The 17,810-nt window shown below is 71.5% G+C and carries 14 protein-coding genes; 6 read left to right on the top strand and 8 right to left on the bottom strand.

The genetic code is table 11. The features are described 5' to 3' along the window. Window positions 1-18: 18 nt before the first annotated feature. Both OO63_RS23680 and OO63_RS23675 read right to left on the bottom strand, forming a co-directional pair. Window positions 19-1,368: a serine hydrolase domain-containing protein gene (locus OO63_RS23680; protein WP_030361310.1), complete on the bottom strand. Its 1,350-nt coding sequence runs from the start codon at window positions 1,366-1,368 to the stop codon at window positions 19-21. 91 nt (window positions 1,369-1,459) lie between these two features. Then, window positions 1,460-2,668 (bottom strand): cytochrome P450, encoded by a 1,209-nt coding sequence (locus OO63_RS23675; RefSeq protein WP_051811118.1) that lies wholly within the window; start codon window positions 2,666-2,668, stop codon window positions 1,460-1,462. A 1,329-nt stretch (window positions 2,669-3,997) separates the two neighbouring features. Between OO63_RS23675 and OO63_RS23665 the strand changes: the two genes are divergently transcribed. From OO63_RS23665 to OO63_RS23655, 3 genes are all read left to right on the top strand, one after another. Continuing rightward, window positions 3,998-4,834, top strand: coding sequence for a helix-turn-helix domain-containing protein (locus tag OO63_RS23665; RefSeq protein ID WP_030361307.1), 837 nt, complete (start codon window positions 3,998-4,000; stop codon window positions 4,832-4,834). An 84-nt stretch (window positions 4,835-4,918) separates the two neighbouring features. Further along, window positions 4,919-5,386 carry a cupin domain-containing protein gene (locus tag OO63_RS23660; protein ID WP_033264385.1) on the top strand — a complete coding sequence of 156 codons (468 nt, stop codon included), beginning with the start codon at window positions 4,919-4,921 and terminating at the stop codon, window positions 5,384-5,386. Beyond that, a complete protein-coding gene (locus OO63_RS23655) occupies window positions 5,383-6,102 on the top strand; it encodes an SGNH/GDSL hydrolase family protein (protein ID WP_030361305.1) in 720 nt (239 codons plus the stop codon). Before OO63_RS23660 ends, OO63_RS23655 begins: the two co-directional genes overlap by 4 nt. Window positions 6,103-6,265: 163 nt before the next feature. On the opposite strand, the gene OO63_RS23650 is transcribed toward OO63_RS23655, so the two are convergent. The 5 genes from OO63_RS23650 to OO63_RS23630 form a co-directional block, all read right to left on the bottom strand. After that, window positions 6,266-7,177, bottom strand: a complete 912-nt coding sequence (locus OO63_RS23650; RefSeq protein WP_157854037.1) for an alpha/beta fold hydrolase — start codon at window positions 7,175-7,177, stop codon at window positions 6,266-6,268. Between the two features lie 461 nt (window positions 7,178-7,638). After that, complete coding sequence (locus OO63_RS23645) at window positions 7,639-8,241, bottom strand: GNAT family N-acetyltransferase (RefSeq protein ID WP_030361303.1); 603 nt, start codon at window positions 8,239-8,241, stop codon at window positions 7,639-7,641. A 474-nt stretch (window positions 8,242-8,715) separates the two neighbouring features. After that, window positions 8,716-11,655, bottom strand: coding sequence for an NACHT domain-containing protein (locus OO63_RS23640; RefSeq protein WP_030361302.1), 2,940 nt, complete (start codon window positions 11,653-11,655; stop codon window positions 8,716-8,718). A 416-nt stretch (window positions 11,656-12,071) separates the two neighbouring features. Continuing rightward, window positions 12,072-12,536 (bottom strand): MarR family winged helix-turn-helix transcriptional regulator, encoded by a 465-nt coding sequence (locus tag OO63_RS23635; RefSeq protein ID WP_030361301.1) that lies wholly within the window; start codon window positions 12,534-12,536, stop codon window positions 12,072-12,074. Window positions 12,537-12,730: 194 nt separating this feature from the next. Beyond that, window positions 12,731-13,396: a hydrolase gene (locus OO63_RS23630; protein ID WP_030361300.1), complete on the bottom strand. Its 666-nt coding sequence runs from the start codon at window positions 13,394-13,396 to the stop codon at window positions 12,731-12,733. 142 nt (window positions 13,397-13,538) lie between these two features. Between OO63_RS23630 and OO63_RS23625 the strand changes: the two genes are divergently transcribed. The 3 genes from OO63_RS23625 to OO63_RS23615 all read left to right on the top strand — a co-directional run bounded on the left by OO63_RS23625 (window position 13,539) and on the right by OO63_RS23615 (window position 17,308). Continuing rightward, window positions 13,539-14,207: a response regulator transcription factor gene (locus OO63_RS23625; protein ID WP_030361299.1), complete on the top strand. Its 669-nt coding sequence runs from the start codon at window positions 13,539-13,541 to the stop codon at window positions 14,205-14,207. Then, a complete protein-coding gene (locus OO63_RS23620; protein WP_033264383.1) occupies window positions 14,204-15,556 on the top strand; it encodes a sensor histidine kinase in 1,353 nt (450 codons plus the stop codon). Before OO63_RS23625 ends, OO63_RS23620 begins: the two co-directional genes overlap by 4 nt. 93 nt (window positions 15,557-15,649) lie before the next feature. Continuing rightward, complete coding sequence (locus OO63_RS23615) at window positions 15,650-17,308, top strand: alpha/beta hydrolase (RefSeq protein ID WP_030361297.1); 1,659 nt, start codon at window positions 15,650-15,652, stop codon at window positions 17,306-17,308. A 22-nt stretch (window positions 17,309-17,330) separates the two neighbouring features. Here OO63_RS23615 and OO63_RS23610 read toward each other — a convergent pair whose 3' ends face one another. After that, window positions 17,331-17,783: a TIGR03618 family F420-dependent PPOX class oxidoreductase gene (locus tag OO63_RS23610; protein ID WP_030361296.1), complete on the bottom strand. Its 453-nt coding sequence runs from the start codon at window positions 17,781-17,783 to the stop codon at window positions 17,331-17,333. Window positions 17,784-17,810: the final 27 nt, after the last annotated feature.

Raw genomic sequence — 17,810 nt, 5'->3', positions numbered from 1 at the left:
ACGGCGGTGCGGTGTACGTCAGACGGTGCCAGTGCGGCGGGCGGCGCGCCCCGATATCTGCACGTGCTCGATGACGCCGGTGGCGGGGTCGCGGTGGAACCGGCCGCCGGGCTCGAGGCGGCCGGTGGCGGGGTCGACGAGATCGCACGTCAGGTCCGGGTAGCAGACCAGCGGCAGCGGGGCGTCACCGTCGACGGACAGCGTGGGTCGGCCGTCCGCGTCGAGGGTGATCAGGTATTCGGTCGGGCCGTTGTGGTAGACGCCCGCGCATTCGGGGAGGGCGATGGGGTCGCCGCGGTGAGCGGGCGCCGGAGCGGTCGGCACGCGCGCGCCGGTGAGCCGGGGAAGGTCGTCGACGAGGTCCTGCCAGAGCTTGGTGGCACCGCCGGCGTTGCCGGTGAAGGCGACGACCACACCGCTTTCCGGTTCCACCCGCAGGTGGCAGGAGGTGCCCTGCGCGTTGCCGTCGTGGCCGCACCACCTCTGTCCGTCCTGGTCGAACAGCGCGACGCCGAGGCCCCAGCCGTCGGCCAGGGCGCCCGGGGTGGCGCCGGGTTCGGGCCGTCGCATGCGGGCGGCGAGGTCGGGCGGCAGTACGGCGGAGCGGCCCGCCAGGGCTCGTCCGATGTCCACCAGGTCGAGCGCGCCGGCAAGGAGGGCGCCGGCCGGTGCCTCCACCGGGGCCAGGTTCTGGTGGGTCGGGCGCGGTCGGCCGGTGGCCGTGTTCACGGCGTGGCCGACGGCGCCGGAGCGGGCGGGAGCGGTTTCGCCGAGGAAGGCGGGCTCGGTGCCCAGGGGGTCGAGGAGCAGCGCCTGGACGGCTTCCTGCCAGGTCATGCCGGTCACCAGCTCGACGAGGCGGCCGGCGGCTATGTAGCCGGCGTTGGAGTAGGAGAAGCCGGTGCCGGGTGCGAACAGCGCGTCCTGTGCGGTGCAGAGCCCGGACAGATAGCGCGACGCGGTGGTGCGGGCAGCCGTGTCCGAGTCCGGTCCGGTGGGCAACCCGGCGGTGTGGCCCAGCAGGTGACGTATCGTCACCTCCGGTAACTCGCGCAGTTCGGGGACGTACGAGGCGACTGGGTCGTCCAGGTCGAGATCGTCGTCGTCGGCCAGGAGGAGGACGGCGGCGGCGGTGTAGACCTTGGTGACGGAGCCCAGCGGGACGGCCGTGTCGGCTGTGTACGCGCGGCCGGTGGCGGCGTCGGCCGTGCCGGTGTGGACGCTGATGAGTTCCGTGCCGGTGTCCACGGCGAGGTGGGCTCCGGGCACCCGGTGGGCGTGGGCGAGGCTGTCGAGGCGGTCCTGTAACTCCTGGCGCAGGAGCGGTGCTTGCCGGTCGGCGACCGGGGCGGCTGTGGGGTACGGCATGAGAAGGGAACTCCCGTGGGCTGTGGCTCGTGGAAGGTGACACGCCGACCGGGCGGGACGGGCGGCGGTCGGCCGCGCCGAGGTGCGGCCGCTAGGGCCTTTTGACCTCGACCGGCAGGTGACGTACGCCGATGATGACGGCGGGATTCTGGTACGTGACGTCGGCGTACGACGGGATCGCGAGATCGCGGAAGTCGTCGAGCAGCATGCGCAGCGCGATCCGGGCCTCCAGTCGGGCCAGCGGCGCACCGAAACAGAAGTGGATGCCGTGGCCGAACGTCAGGTGGTTGTTGGGGCTGCGGCCGATGTCGAGGGTGTCGGGCGCGGTGAACCGGCTCGGGTCGCGGTTGGCGGCACCCAGGTGGGCCATCACGAGGGAGTTGACGGGAAGTTCATGGCCGCCGAGCCGCACGGGCTTGGTGATGCGGCGGCCCAGTTCGGGGAAGGGCGGAAGGAGCCGCAGCACCTCCTCGACGGCGACCGGCAGCCGGTCGGGTTCCGCGCGCAGGGCGGTGAGTGTGCCGGGCTGCTGGTCGAAGGCCACCAGGGCGTTGCCGAGGAGGGCGGTGGTGGTGATGTGGCCCGCCACCAGGAGGAGGGCGACGAAGCCGACCATCTCTTGGTCCTCGAGGCGCACGCCGTCCACCTCGGCGGCGATGAGCTCGCTGATGAGGTCGTCGGCGGGGTGTGCGCGCCGGTGCCGGATGTGGTCGAGGACGTAGCTGTTCATCTCGCGCACGGTCGGCGCGATGGCTTCGAGCGCGCGTTCCAGGTCGGCCGCGTCGGGCGCCTCGCTGAGCTGGTCGCCGCCGAAGAGGGTGGCGGCCCACTCCTGGAACAACGGGTGATCGTCCGCCGGGATGCCGAGGAGCTCGGCGATCACGATGATCGGCAGGGGGTAGGCCAGGGTGTCGACGACGTCGAACCTGTCCCGGTCCGCCACGGTGTCGAGCAGGCGCCTGCACACGGCTTCGATGCGGGGTTCGAGGCCCTGCACCACGCGCGGGGTGAACGCCTGGCTCACCAGGGTGCGGAACTTGCGGTGCTCCGGCGGGTCCATGCCGACGAAGTTGCCCTGGGTGAAGGCGGCGAAATCCTCTTGGGTGGGGGCGATCGGGGTCATGTCCGAGGAGTACGTCGCCGGGTCGGCGAGCACGGCGGCGACCCCTTGGTGGTCGACGACCCGCCACACGCCCTGCTCTTCCTCGTAGCTGACGGGCCCGCCTTCGCGCAGGGCCTGCCAGCGGTCGGTCAGGGCCGCGAAGGGTAAGTCCGGCTGTATCGTTTCGCTGCTGGTCACATCTCTCCCTTGAATGGCGCGTGCGGGCGCGGTGGGGCCACGGGCGGGGTGCGGCTGAGGCGGTCGCGTTGGGCGCGCCGGACGTGGGCGTGGTACGCCTCCGGTCGGTCGGGCAACGCGCGCGGACGGGAACGGCGAGGGCCGGGCATGCCTGCCTCCGCTGCACCGGCGGGCTCGATCAGGCATGCTTGCGGGCCAGTTGGGCGCGCACGTCGTGCGGGCCGGCACCTGCGCGGGTCTAGGCGCTGGTGGCGTGCCCGCCGGGTCGTACGGCTGTCATCCGTCCGTCAACGAGGCCGTGTTGGCTGGGCTCAACACAGCCGCCACGGCGCACTTCGGTGCTTCGCCCACCCCTGGACGAAGGACGGCACCTGTGGTGCGAACCTTGCCGACATCACTCATCCCCCAGTGAAACGTTCCGCGCCGCTGGCTGCGCGCGTGCTTCCCCATGCACCTGCGAACTGGTGGCGGCCCCCCTGAGGCCGAATACCCGGGAACGGGGTGAGGCGGTGCGCACACCCTGTCGGAGCCTGTCCGACGCTCTGCTCAGTGCGCACTCGAACCACCTTCGTCCCGGTGGAACTCGGCCACAGTCTTCACGGTGGGTCACGGGATAGCAACCCCCTAAAGTTGAACGGATAGTGCTCTTGCTGCCGCGCGCAGTAACCGGTGAGTAGCTTCCGCGAGGCCTCAACCTCGCACGACAGCCATGGCCGGGCCGCCGCCTGCCCCAAGTGCCCGGCTGCCACCCCCTCAAACACACGCCTGCGGAACACGGCGCGTTCTGCCCTGCGGACAAGTGACCGAAAACCCGTCTGACCAGCGATGGATCCCGGATTCACCCCGTGAAAAACTAGCCGGTGAACACCAGTTGGCCGGATCCATGAGCCTGCGAGCCCTCAGCAAGGCCCGCGGCATTGACACGGGCGGGTCAATTGCGGTGCGCCCGGACACGAACGACAGTCCCGCAGGGCGGCTCCACCCAGCCCGAGGGGGGAGCACTTAGGGGCGCATCGTCACACAGTGTGCGCGGGCGCATGCCCCTGACGGAGGTGGCGTACGTTCCGGTCACGGCCGCACGGTGCGAGCGCCCCCGTGCGCCCCATCGGATCCGCTCCCCGCCCTCCGCGATACACCAGGGCGGACAGGGGACAGCCTGCGCGCCGAGGTGGTCGGGGACCGCGCGCATGAGGGTTTTGTGCATCTGGGTGGCGTCGCGCAGATCGCGCTGGACCTCGCGGCTGTCCGGGTTGATCTGGATGCGGGCGAGGCTCGTGCCGGCGTTCATGTGTCCCCGTGACGTAGACCGCCGGTTCGTACACTGCGAGGGTGGAAGACCATACGGCCACCAGGATCCATGCACGCCCGGCGCCCGCCTTGCGGCGATACGTCGGCTCGTATGTCGGTTTCGATCTTCGTGGGTTCCCGGCGGGGGTGCACTGCGGTCCGCCGGGCCGCGTGCTCACTGCGGTGATCAGTCTGTCCGGCCCTTTGGAGGTGGCGGCGGGCGTCGACGACGGGTCACCGGTCACCCGGTTCCGCAGCGTGGCCGGCGGTCTGATGCGCCGGTCCGTGGCGATCCACCACGACGGACGCCAGGAAGGCGTGCAGGTGTCGCTGACACCGCTCGGGGCCCGGGCCGTCTACGGCATGCCCGCCGCTGATCTCGCCGACCGGCTGGTCCCACTCGACGAGCTCCTCGGAGCGCTCGGTGTCGAGCTGGTCGACCGGCTCCGTGCGGCGACGACATGGGCCGCGCGGTTCTCCGCGCTGGACGAGTTGCTGCTGCGAGCCGTCGACCGCGGCGCCGGCGGCGACCCCGTGTCCCGGGTGCGCCCCGAGGTGGCCGAGGCATGGCGCCGCCTCTTGGCCGCGCGGGGCCGCGTCCAGGTGGGGAAGGTCGCCGCAGAACTGGGCTGGAGCCGTCGGTACCTCACCGAGCGGTTTCGCGGTGAGGTGGGCCTGTCGCCGAAGACCTTCGCCCGGGTGCTGCGCTTCGAGCACGCGCACGAACTGGCCACCATGCCCGACCCGCTTCCCTGGGCCGAGGTGGCGACCGTCTCCGGCTACGCCGACCAGGCCCATCTCGTCCGGGACTGGAGCGAGTTCACGGGCCGGTCACCGACAGCGTGGCGTCGCGGCGAAGTCCTGCTCGGGACCGCGTAGTCGCCGACCGGCCGTCCGTCGCGTCGACTTTTCGTTCCCTTTCCTTCAAGACCCCCCTCTTGCTGTCCTGTGACGATCATCGGCATGAGACTCGTCAATCACGAACCCAACGCCATCGACCTGCGGACCACCCCCGTGCACCTCGGGCTGGGCTCGCGAGCGAAACCCGTCGAGGGCTTCGCCTGGGACCCGGAGGTGCTCCATGCCTACGGCGCCGCGGTCGCGGCGGACGGCGCCGAGGGCCGGATGGTGACGATCTTCGACGGCAACGGCCCCGACGACCAGTGGGAGCGCCACCCCGCCGGCGACGAACTGGTCGTCTGCCTCAGCGGGTCGGTGACGGTCACCCGTGACGTGGACGGAGTGCCCGACCGGGTTGTGCTCGGGCCGGGCGAGGCGACCGTCAACCCGGCCGGGACATGGCACGCGGTCGACATGGCGGGACCGGCGTCCATCCTGACCATCACCGCCGGCCTCGGCACCGACCACCGTCCCCGGACCGAAGCCCGCCCGGCCGAGCACGCCGGCACGTCCGGCCCGCGCACACCGTGACGACCCGTGTCGCGTGCCTCGGCGACAGCCTCACCCGCGCGCAGCTCAGCGTCGACTACCTGGACCTTCTCGAACGACGTCGGCCCCCCGGCGACGTACGGCTCGCCCGTTTCGGTGTCAACGGCGACTTCGCCCACAACCTCTCACAGCGCCTCGATGCCGTCGTAGCGGACCCACCCGACGTGATCACCGTGCTGATCGGGACCAACGACGCCCGAGCGAGCCTCGCCGACTACCCCGTCGAGCGGGCCATCAAGCGCAAACAGCTCTCCGAGCGCCCGTCGGCCGGCTGGTTCCAGCAGTGCCTGGGAGCCGTCGTCGAACGGCTGCGCACGCAGACCGACGCGACGATCGCTCTGCTGTCCCTCCCGGTCCTCGGCCAACAACTCGACGGAGCCGCGGCGCGGGCATCCCAGGCGTACAGCCGCATGATCGCCGAGGTCGCCACCACCAACAAGGCGGCCTACCTCCCGCTCCACGAACGCCAGACCGAGGCACTACGCCAGGCGGACCCACCACCGATCCCCTACCGGGACCCGACACCCGCAGCGAGCGTCGGCGTCGTCGTCCGGCGCGCCTTGCTGCGCCGTAGCCTCGACACGATCTCGCGGCGCCGGGGTCTCGTGCTCACGACCGACCACATCCATCAGAACAGCCGCGGCGCCGCCCTCGTCGCCGAGGTCATCGACGCCTGGCTCCCGACCCGGAGCGCGTAGCCGGCCCCGGCGGCGGCCCGTTTCCTGCGTATCCCGCAGGTTGGCTTCCACGGGCAGCTGGCGACAGTTGATGACGAGAGTCCGCCAGTACCGAGGTCATCCAGACCGGCGCCGAGTCCTACCGGCTCGCCCACACCAGAAGCACAAGCCGAACGAGCGCCTGTCACACCAGCGGTGTGTGGACCGCGGCCGGGTCCGGGCCGGTCGCGGGGCCGTCGGTCTTGTCCACGGGCGGTCGGCTGCCGGACCCTTGGAGGGCATCGGAGCAGGTGCGCTCGATCGCCGAGACGACGACTGACGAGTGCCGGGTGGGCAGACGATGACAGGCTCGCGGGACGACGTGCAGTTCAGCGGTGGGGATCTGCTCGGCCAAGCGGTGTGAGTGGACGGGCGGAACCGTCGGGTCCTCCTCCCCCACCAGGATGTGCACCGGGATCCGCCGCAAGGCCCCCAGCTCGGTGACGTCGTGGCGCATCAGTGCTTTGAACCACCGCCCGGCGACATCCATGGGCGGCTGTGTGCTCAATCGCGGCTCCCAGAGGTTGTGCAGGCGCAGCGCCACGCGGGGCGCGTGAATGCACAGGCTGGCCATGGCGTGGCGCAGTACGCCGACCAGCCGTGTCCGCAGCGGAAATCCGGCGGCAGCGAGGTCGAGGCCGCCGCCGCTGGTGGACACGAGCAGAGCCGCGATCACTTTCTTCCCGAAGAGGCGGGGGCGGGAAGCGGCCAGCGTGAGGACCGCGGCGCCTCCCATGGAGTGGCCGACGAGGATGACCGGGACGTCCCCGGGCGCGGTGGCGGCGATGACGGCCTGGATGTCGTCGGCCAGCAGGGACATCGCCGGCCGTGCGGTGCCGGAGGTGGAGCGGCCGTGTCCGCGCTGGTCATAGCGCACGATGAGGGTGGACGGGCGGTTCAGTTGTGCCACGGTCTTGTCCCAGATGGCAGAGGTCGCCTGCCATCCGTGGGCCAGGACGATCACCAGGTCGGGGTCGTTCGGCCCATGCAGGTAGAGAGCCAGGCGCGCGCCGTCGGGCCGGGGCAGACCGACGAGGGTGCAGGGGGTCTCGGGCACGAACGTCTCCTTGGAACGGACGGCAGCACGGCTGCCCGGGGCGAGCGACGGCGACATGGCATGTCCTGCATGTCCTGCACGTCCTCGCACTGCGGGACCTGCCGGATCACGCCCTGCCACGAGTGGGAAGGCACACGAACAACCAGACGCAGAAAGACACGGAACTGGTTGTGGAGAGCCTCGGCTGCCGTCCGGCAGATGGGGCAGCTCACTGCCCCACGCGTACATCTCTCGGTCGGGATCGGTCAGGAGAAGGTTGCTTCTGAGTCGGGGGCCCGGCGGGGAAAGTCACCGGTCACCGACTTTGCCACCCCCTCGCGCGGGACCTCGGCCCCGAGGCGGGCCCGGCGTGTGGCGGTGCCCATCTCGCCAGCGTATGGCTCAACGTCATTGGGCAGGCAGCGGATCACCATGATCTGGGCGGCGCAGCGACGCTTGAGGACGCCTGACGCGGGAGACGGTCAGCCCTGCGTCCTGGGCTCGCGGCGCATGCACCACGTGCGGGGGCCGTCGTCGGGCAGCTCGACCTCCGCGGTCACGGTGAAGCCCAGGCGTTCATAGAACCTCACGTTCCGCTCGCTCGAGGTCTCCAGGAACGCCGGGTGCCCGGCGCGGTCCGCGGCTTCGAGCCCGGCCGCGACCACCACGCCGCCGAGCCCTTGGCCCTGTGCGTCCGGGGCCACGCCGACGGTCGCGAGGAACCACACCGGCTCGCTGGGCCGGTGCGGATCGAGGGCGCGCTGCGCTGCGGCGAAGGCCGGCGCGCGGTCGCCCGCCAACTCCTCGATCAGCGGCCCCACTTCGGTGAATCCGGGCGCGGGGTCCCGCTCGGGCGTTGTCCACACCGCCGCGGCGCGTGCGTCGTCGGTGACCCACGTCCGTCCGTACCGAAGGCCGACCCGGGTCAGGAACAGCTCCTGGAAGCGGCGCACCCGCTCGTCGTGCCCGTCGGCCGCGACGACATGCCGGGTGAACGGATAGTCGGCGAAGGCACGGGTGAGTGTCCGGACGGCACCGGGCACGTCCCGTTCCGTGGCGGGTCGTACTGCGGGGGTGGGGGCCATGCACGCTCTCCTTCACGTTCCTCGTGAGTACCGGCGAGGCGCACTTCGGCGTACGCCGCGCACACGGAGAACGATCAAGCCGACCTCCAGGTTCCCGGAGGCTGGGTGGGCCCCGGAAGGCTGGGTGAGCGGCGTCGGGTCGCCCGTTGGTCCGAAGCGAGCGCGGACAAGGGCCTCGTGGCTCTGCACGACCGCGTCGGGGTTCGCGAGTCGTCGGCGCTCCAGACGGATCGCGCCCAGGTGCCGGGATTCGTAGATCCGTGCCCGCCACGCCGCTTTTTGGCGAGTGGTCCTGCGGCCCTCAGGACTCCCAGCAGGCCGCGCGGGCGGTAGCCGAGTCCGCCCGATTCTGCGTACTGGTCGGCCGCGGTGGACAGGCGCGGGCTGGGGGTGGGCAACGGCCGCTCGCGGCGCTCACGGAGTCGTGGAATCGACGCCTCGGCACGTGACTTCGGCGAGATGCGGTCTGGGCTGTCATCCGGTGGGCGCTGTCGTCCGGGGGGTTTCCTGCGGGGCGTCGGTGGCCGAGGCGAGTCGCTGCTGCATGCGTAGATGGCGGAACTCGTAGTGAGCGCCGGATTGCCGTAGCACTCCCCTGCGGTGCGCTTCGTCGAGGAATGTCATGAGGCGCCAGGGCAGCCGCCTCGTCAGGGCCAGCCAGGTACGGGCGACGGCCAGTTGTCCCCATGCGGTGAGTGCGAGTGCGGCGGTGCCCATCGGCACCCACATCTGTGCCGCTACATGGTCTAGCCCGCCTCGTGAGGCGAATGCCCAGGCCAGGAGGGCGCATACGCCGCCCGTCATGACCGCGACGACTCCGGACCGGGACAGCGACGCCATGCGGTCCGTGCGCAGGGTGACGTGCGGGTTGGCCGCCCGGATGAGGTCGGAGGGAGCGCTGAGCGCGCGATAGAGGCCAGATGCGGGGCCGCCGATCAGCGCGATCAGGACTCCGCCCATGGCTCCGGGGAGCAGGAATCGGTCGAGTGGGTGCCGGGTGGCGCTCTGGGCGAGCCAGGTCCGGGACTGCTTGGGTAGCTCCGGCAGCATGTTCACCGCATGGGCCGCGCTGTGTCCGTCCACGAGGATGCGCAGGTCGCCCTGGGCTACGCGGAAGGTCACACGTGCGTCGAACGATTCGCACCTGTGGTCGCAGCTCGGCGGTTGGCTGCCGTGAGGATATGCGGTGAGCCGGGAGCCTCCGTGCGGGTACACCAGGACGCCGGCGATCTCCGTCGCGGACTCGACGGTGCGGTCGCCGTCGGGGGTTTCCTGGTGCGACCACGTCCCGATCCGCCTGCCGTCCAGGTCGGGCGCCCTGGACGTCTCGACCGCGGAGAGCGCGTAGCCGACGGCGCCCACCGTCGCGCCCGCCGCAACTCCGACGAGCAGGCAGACGGCCCAGCCGTGCAGAAGCCCGGTCGCGAAACGCCGGGCGATGCGGCCCTCACCGGCATGGGAGACGGCCGTCCGCACCCCCTGTCGCCTCGCTGCCGCCCACAGGCACAGGGCCGCGGCGAAGCACAGGGCGCCGGCCACCGTCGGCCACACGCCGAGGTCGTGCCCGAACAGCCATGGCCTGATGACGACGAGCCCCGCCAGGGCGAGGAGGCCGCCCCCGGCCTGTGCCGCGAGCCGACCGGCAGGGCTGCCCGCCCACGGCAGCCCGAGCGGCACCGCGTGCCGGGTCAGCCCGGCCACCCCGAAGTACAGGGCGATCAGTACGCCGAAGACGGCGCCGCCGAACAGCTCGGCCACCCAGCCGTCCGTGACCGTGCCGAACTGCAGCCCGAACTGAACGGAGCCTCCGGCGAGGGTGTACCCGAGGGTGGCGATGGCGGCCGTCGCCATGCAGACCGTGAGCTGCCGGGGCAGTGCCGTGCGCCGTTCGCGCCGCACCGCCGACACGGGCAGGAGCAGGGCCAGTCCACCGGCGAATCCGATCAGGTTGCCGACCAGGTTCGCTGCCAGCGACGGCTTGTCGTCGGAGACGAAGACGTCGCCGCCGACGCTGGAGAGCAGGATGGGGAGGGCCAGGACGAACGTGAGTGCCTGCGCGAGCAGGGCGGGCGCGGCCAGCCGCAACGCCCGCGGCACGCTGAGGTACAGCTCCCACCAGGCGAGCCGCTTGGTGCCTCGCCGTTCCAGTTCGCGGGCGAGCCAGGTCAGCCAGCGCTCGGCGTCCGCGGTGCGCCATCGTGAGTCGGCGTCTCCGTCGCCGAACGCGGCTGGTACGAACGCGTCGAGGAGGTGCTCTTCGATCCCGGCCGTCGTGTCGAAACGAGGGTCGTCGAGAAGCTCTTGGGGGTCGCGGGACACGTCGCCGTACACCGTGCGGGCCAGGGCCACCATGAGCGGGTTGGTCAGGATCTGCAGGAGTGCGCGGGCTGCCGGGCCGTGTGGCTCCTCCTGCAGGGAGTCCAGCACCGGGGTCCACACCGTCGTGCGGCGATCGCGGGGGCCGCGCAGCGGGCGCGCGGTGCGTTCCAGGTATGACGTCGCCTCGGCGAGGTCCAGCGGCAGCAGTTCGAGGACCTCCGCACCAGTGAGCACGTCGCTGCACTCGACCGTGCTGCGCCAGGCCGTGGTCCGCGAGGTGACGAGCACCGGCATGCCGTCGTCCAGCTCGGCGTTGAGCCTGCGCATCCCGGTGCTGTACGACGCCGGGGGCAGTTCGTCGAAGCCGTCGAGGACAGGTGTGATCAGTCCGGCGTCGAGCAGCGACCCGGCCAGTACGGTGCCGTCGGTGGTGGCCGCGAGCGGCCGGTATTCCGCCACGAGCCGTTCGACGAGCCAGGCGCGCAGGGTGGTGGTGCCCGGGTCCCAGGCCGCCAGGGGGAAGATCACGGGTACGGCTGTGCCGGGTGCGCGCTTCTTCAGAAGGTCGAGCGTGCAGCACACGGCGAGCACGCTCTTGCCCGAACCGGGGCTTCCGAGCACGACCATGCGCCCGGACGGTACGTCCTCGAAGGTCGTGGCGATCGACGCCAGGCAGTTGGCTCCGGGCCGGGGCTCGGGCACCGGGTGCCCACGCCGAATGTTCCGTGTGTCGTCCGTGAGCAGTCTGTCGGCCCACCTCCAGCGGACGTTGAGTGGTTTCGGGTCTTGCAGGCGCCGCAGCCGTGCCTCCTGTGCCCATTGGACCCGTACCGCCTCGGCGAGCGCGTCGGCGGTCTGTCGTAGCACGACGCCGGGTTCCGGGGGCGCGTCCGTGCGGCGCAGGACGTCCAGGAGCAGGGCAGCGACGGACACGAGGACGCCGACCACGGAGACGACGAACGCGGGGCCGTCGTACTGGGCTTGCTGACCTTGCTCGCCGCCGACTCGGCGGAGGGTGACGGCCAGGACGACCAGCGCCGCGCAGCCGACGCCGATCCACAGCCTGCGTCGTGTCCAGACTTCTCGCCCGCGCATGCCGTACCTACCGTCCCTCTCGCCTCGTGTGGAACCGAGCGTTTCAGGGAAGGAGCGCCTGGCGGCGGGGCAGTGCGATTCTGTGGTGGGGCGCTCGGTGGTGAACCAGGGCGGCGTGTGCGCCGTGCGCGCCCGGGACGAAGTGGCCAACGCTTCGCCGGGCCGTCCGGCCCGGTCGAGTTGACGCGACGGCGGGAAGTCATAGCCAAGAAGGCCGCCCGCGTCGAGGCTCTGGAGCGGAACCGCTGGTCACGTCGTGTCAGTTGTCGTCGCCGTGCCCATGGCCTTGCGTCGCGGGGGGGGCTGGATCAGGTGTCTGGTCGTCACCGGCCGGCCGACAGGGTGGCGCCCGGCCGAGTGGGCTCTCCGTGGCCAGCGGTGCAGCGTGGACAGCCGGGGCTGTCGGCGCTCACCGTTCAGGCGTCGTCGTCCAGCTTCTCCACCACGCGGACCGAGATCTCCGCCAGGGTTCGGAGCTCCGCCGCGGTGAGATGGTCCAGGAAGAGGGATCGGACGGCCTGTACGTGCAGGGGGGCCGCCGCCGCGATGGCTTCGCGCCCCGCTTCCGTGATCACGGCGAAGGCGCCCCGCCCGTCCTCCTCGCAGTCCTCCCGCACCACCAGTCCCCGCTTGATCATTCGCGCGATGTGGTGGGACATCCGGCTCTTCTCCCACTCCAGTGCCCGCGCGAGGTCCTGATACCGCTGACGGCCCTCCGGCACATCCGTCAGGTTGACCAGGACCGCGTAGTCCGCGGCCGCCAAGTGGGATTCCGTCTGCAGCAGATGTGACAGGCGGCCCATCAGCCGCTCATGCACGCGGACGAAACTCCTCCACGCGTGCTGTTCCTCCGCCGTCAGCCAGTTCACCCCGTCAGTCACGCGGTCGAGTGTAGTGAACTGGTTGACGCGTCATCGGACCGGCTGCGTGTGGGTGCCGGCGTCGCAGCGCGACGGGGCGACGTCTTCATCTCCGACGGACTGAACAGCCGGGCCGTTTGGTGTGGTTGGGCGGCCGCGTGATGACCAGGGCAAGGGGCGGCCCCGACCCCGGGACCGCCCCGCCGCCCCCGCCGTTACGCCCCGGCCGTCTCGGCGACCGGGGTGTTCAGGAGCTGCTGCTCCCAGACCGTCGCTATCCCGGTGGCACCCGTGTGCTCCAGGGCCGCCATCTGGTCCTCCGGTGCGATGCGGTCCGTCCTCGCCCAGTCACGCTGCCACTCGCTCATCACGGCCAGCCAGGTGATCGGCACGACCCCGGCCTGGATCATGCGCCGCACCGCCATGTCGTGCGCCTCGGCCGACACACCTCCGGAGGCGTCGGTGACGACGTGGACATCGAAGCCCTCGCCCGCCGCCTGGATGGCGGGCATGGCCACGCAGATCTCCGTCCACAGGCCGGCGATGATCAGCTTCTTGCGTCCGGTGGCCTTCACGGCGTCCACCACGACCTGGTCCTCCCAGGTGTTGATCAAGGTCCTGTTGATCGGCTTCTGGTCCGGGAAGACGTCCTGCAACGGCTGGATCAGCAGGCCCCCGCGGTCTTCCACGACCGTGGTCAGGATCGTCGGGACGCCGTAGCCCTTGGCCGCCTTGGCCAGGCCCACGACGTTGTTGGTGACCATCATCGGCTCGTGGCTGTGCAGGTTGGCGAACTGGTACGGCTGGTGGTCGATCAGTACCAGGACGCTCTCCTCGGGGGTCAGCAGGGCCTCGAGGCCGGCCTTCGGCGACGTGCTCATGGAGATCTCCTTAAGGAGTGCGGGACGCGCCCGAACCAATTTGGTTGACGCGTCATCTTTCTATATGACACGTCAACTATCTGTCCAGTGCGGGCTGTTCAGGGGAAGCGGATGTGGATCAAGCTAGGGTGACCGCGTGCGAGTGCTGCTGGTCGAGGACGACGAGAATCTCCGTTTCGGGGTGGCCGCCGCGCTGCGTGCCGCCGGGCTCGCGGTCGACGAGGCCGCGGATCTTCCTCAGGCCGATGAGGCGCTGTTCGTCACCGCGTACGACTGCGCCGTCTTCGACCGGACGCTGCCTGCCGGTGACGCGGCCGCCTACGTGGACAAGCTGCGTGGCGAGGGCCGTACCGTTCCGGTGCTGTTCCTCACCGCGCGTGACACCGTCGAGGACCGGGTCGAGGGCTTCGCCAGCGGTGGGGACGACTATCTGGTCAAGCCGTTCGCCGTGCCGGAACTGGTCGCCCGGGTGCGCAGCCTGTGCCGGCGCGCCGCCGTCGTGCGCCCGCCCGTGCACCGGGTCGGGGATGTGGAGATCGACACGGCCCGGCGGCAGGTGCGCCGGGACGGTGTCCTGCTCACCCTCACCGGCCGGGAGTTCGCGGTCCTGGAGGTCCTCGCGGCCCGCGGCGACCAGGCCGTCTCCCGGGCCGAACTGATCGAGAGCTGCTGGGACGAGATGGCCGAGCCCCAGTCCAACGTCCTCGACGTGCTCATCTCCCAGCTCCGCCGCAAGCTCGGGGACCCGCCGCTGATCCACACCGTACGCGGCGTCGGCTACCGGCTCGCCGCCGACGGCGGATCGCGGTGAAAGGCCGCTCCGGACTCCTCCGTCGCCGGTCACGGACCCTCACCCCCACCGGGCGCGTCCTTCGCCTTCGCCGCCGCATCACCGTGCTGTTCGCCCTCACCAGCGCCGTGGGGCTCATCACGATGGCCGTCCTCGCGGTGCACAGCGACGGCACCCGGTGGCGCGAGCAGCTGGACCAGTCCATGAACGGCGACATCAGCTGGGCGATCGGCCTGCTGGAGACCGACAGCGAAGGGCGGCTGGTCACCAGCGTGCTCGTCGACACCATGGGCACCTCCTGCCCGCCTCTGTCCGTGCTCCTGACGGGGCCCCGAGGCAGTGGTGACAAGGAGGAGGGTCTGCGCGTCGCCGTGGCGCCGCGCAAGCCGTGTCTGACCGTGACCTCCGGTGTCGTCCAGGACGCGGCGAAGGCCGCGGTGCGGGCCGGGGACGCCCGCGCCTTCGACCGGCGCACGACGAAGGGGGAACCGGTGCGGGTGTTCGCCATGCCGTTCTATCCACCGGACGCCGCCGCGGGCGAGCACGCGCAGGGCGCCCTCGTCACCATGGCCGACGCCTCCGGTCAGCGGGCCGACCACCGCAGGCTGGCCTGGATGGTGACGGGCGGCTGCGCCGTGCTCGTGCTGCTGTCCGCCGGCGTCGGGCACGTCCTGTCCGGGCGCGCGATCCGGCCCGCGCTGACGGTGCTCGGGCAGCAGGAGGCGTTCCTCGCCGACGTCGCGCACGACCTGCGTACCCCCGCCGCCTCCCTGCGGACGCTCTCCGAAACGGGGCTGCGCGGTGAGGCGGACCGCGCCGAGGTGCTGCGGCGCACACTGCGGCTCGCGGAGGGCATGGGCTCCCTCGTCGACGGGCTGCTCACCCGGGCCCGGCTCATGTCCGGAACGGCGGCGATCACGCGCCAGCCGCTGCGTCTCGACCAGCTGGTGGAGGCGGTCGTCGAGGACACCGAGACCGAGGGCCACCGGGTGGAGGTGCGGGTCGAGGAGACCGTCGTGGTCGCCGACCCGGGCCTCGTGCGCCGAGCCGTGGGCAATCTGCTGGGCAACGCGCTCGCCCACGGCCACGCGCCCGGAGAGCCCGCCGACGTACGCGTCACCGTCACGAAGGACGGCGCCGTGACGGTCGACGACGCGGGCCCCGGGCTGCCGCCCGAGGTGGCGGGGGCCCTGTTCGAGCGGTTCCGCAGCGGGTCGGGGTCGACGGGGCTCGGCCTGTCCATCGCCTCCTGGGTCGCCCACGCGCACGGCGGCAGCCTCACCGCCGAGAGCGGGGAACCCAGGGAGGGCGGTGCGGGCGGTGCGGGCGGCGGGGCCCGCTTCGTGCTGCGTCTGCCCACTGGGGGCTGACCGCCCTCCCGGCGGGCTCCGGGCCTCATCAAAACCTCATCATCGTCCAGCGATGCTTCCGTGACCCGACCCGATCGCCATGGGAGCACCGCGTTGAACCGCGCCATACGCCGCCGCCACACCGTCGTCATCGCCCTCGCCGTCCTCGGCTCCGTCACGCTCGCGTCCTGCTCGGCGGGAGCGGCCGCCGACCGGCCGAAGGCCTCGGGCGCCTCCGCGGACCCCGCGACCCGTCCCGAGCTGAAGGCGTTCTACGGCCAGAAGCTGAAGTGGACCTCCTGCGGCGACGGTGACGCGTACGAGTGCGCCGACCTGACCGTCCCCATGGACTACGCGCACCCCGGCAACGGCAAGACGTTCGTCCTGCCGGTGACGCGGGCGCTCACCGCGCGTTCGGCCAAGCGCATCGGGTCGCTGGTGTTCAACCCGGGCGGTCCCGGTGAGTCCGGCGTGCAGTTCCTCCAGGACGGCGCGGCCGACGACTTCAGCAGGAAGATGCGCGAGCGCTTCGACATCGTCTCCTTCGACCCGCGCGGCGTCGCCGGCAGCAAGCCCGCCCTGACCTGCACCACCAAGGGCAAGGAGGCAGGTGGAGCGGACGAGGGGGAGGCGCAGGAAGCGGGCGCCGTGGCGCCGCTGTATCCGCGGACCGCCGCCGAGCGTGCCGACACCCTCGCGGGGGCGCGGGAGGAGGCCGCCGCGTGCAAGAAGGCCAGCGGTGCCATCCTGCCGCACGTCGGAACCGAGGACGCGGCCCGCGACATGGACGTACTGCGCGCCGCGCTCGGCGAGGAGAAGCTGACGTACACCGGCTGGTCGTACGGCACGAGCCTGGGCACGTCGTACGCCGAGCAGTTCCCGAAGCGCGTGCGCGCGATGGTCCTGGACGGGGCCATCGACCCGTCGCTGAAATGGTCGGACCGCGTCATCAGCCAGGCCAGGGGCTTCGAGCGGGCCGTCGACGACTACGCCGAGTACTGCGCCGACGTCGCCGGAGACGACTGCCCCGCCGACACACCCGAAGGGATACGCACGCTGGTCGACGGGCTGTACGAGACGACGCGGCGCGAGCCGCTGCCGGTCGACGGGGACGAGTACGGGCTCGACGCCTCGATGGTGCTCACCGCGATCACCATGGCGATGTACACGCCGGAGCAGCAGTGGAAGGGCCTCTCCCGGGCGTTGCGCGAGGCGGGCGACGGGGACGGGACGAAGCTGGCCGCGCTGGCCGCCGGTGAGGAACCGGCTCCCGGAACCGACGACTCCGAGGAGCCGGCCGAGGATCCCGGGGCTTCTGACGGTTCCGACACCTCCGGTGCCGCCGGCGACGAGCCGCCCGCCGACAACGGGGAGGCCGCGCTGCTCGCCGTCAACTGCCTCGACACCCCGCACGCCCGCGACCCGCATGCGTACTGGGACGCCCTCGCGCCCGCCGACAAGGCCGCCGGTGTGTACGGCACTTCGGGCGTCACCATCGAACTCGCCTGCACGTACCTGCCGTCGGGCGAGCGGCAGCCGCACCGGGTCGACGCGAAGGGCGTCCCGCCGGTCCTGGTCGTGGGCACCACGGGCGACGCGGCCACGCCGTACGAGGAAGCCATGAGCCTGGCCGAGCAGTTCCCCGGCGGGATGCTGCTGACCTACGAGGGCCTGGGGCACACCGCGTACGGCCGCAGCAACTCCTGTGTGGAGTCGAAGGTCGACGCCTACCTCATCGGGCTGAAGAAGATCCGCCCCGACGCCACCTGCTGAACCGGCGTCTTCCCCGATCCCCTCAGGCAGCGGGGGTGGGGCCTCCGGGCCGGAACCGCTCCACCCCGACGATGTGCCGCACCTTGACCGGGCGCACGATCACCGCGACTCGCTGCTCCCCCGGCATGATCCATTCGAAGTCGCCGCCCAGGTACTTGCGGGCCAGCCGGTCCATGTGGTCGTGCGCTTCCTCGCCCTCGACGAAGCGGGACACCACGCCGCTGATCTGCACTCGGTCGAAGGGGTCGGTGGCGTCCGCGTGCGAGAGATAGACACGGGGGTCGCGGCGCAGGTTCTCCTCCTTCACCCGCCCCACCGAGGTGTTGAACGTCAGCTCCCCCTCCCCCTCCAGGTCCACCCACATCGGGCTGACCTGCGGTGCTCCGTCGGCGAACACGGTGCCGACGTACCAGATGTTGGGGGCCTGAAGCCGGGCGCGGACAGCTTCGTCGAATGTCGCGGTTGTTGCGGTCATCCGGGGAGGCTACTAGCAGTGATCTTG

Origin of the sequence: Streptomyces alboflavus (genome assembly GCF_000716675.1) — a bacterium.
Lineage (GTDB): Bacteria > Actinomycetota > Actinomycetes > Streptomycetales > Streptomycetaceae > Streptomyces > Streptomyces alboflavus.
Note: the sequence above shows the minus strand (reverse complement) of the source record. Positions and strands in the feature narration are given on the sequence as shown.

Bases quoted from the DNA above. Each gene is read 5' to 3' on its own strand.
- OO63_RS23630 (WP_030361300.1), bottom strand. From the start codon at position 13,396: ATGAGCACGTCGCCGAAGGCCGGCCTCGAGGCCCTGCTGACCCCCGAG.
- OO63_RS23640 (WP_030361302.1), bottom strand. From the start codon at position 11,655: ATGCGCGGGCGAGAAGTCTGGACACGACGCAGGCTGTGGATCGGCGTC.
- OO63_RS23660 (WP_033264385.1), top strand. From the start codon at position 4,919: ATGAGACTCGTCAATCACGAACCCAACGCCATCGACCTGCGGACCACC.
- OO63_RS23680 (WP_030361310.1), bottom strand. From the start codon at position 1,368: ATGCCGTACCCCACAGCCGCCCCGGTCGCCGACCGGCAAGCACCGCTC.
- OO63_RS23610 (WP_030361296.1), bottom strand. From the start codon at position 17,783: ATGACCGCAACAACCGCGACATTCGACGAAGCTGTCCGCGCCCGGCTT.
- OO63_RS23645 (WP_030361303.1), bottom strand. From the start codon at position 8,241: ATGGCCCCCACCCCCGCAGTACGACCCGCCACGGAACGGGACGTGCCC.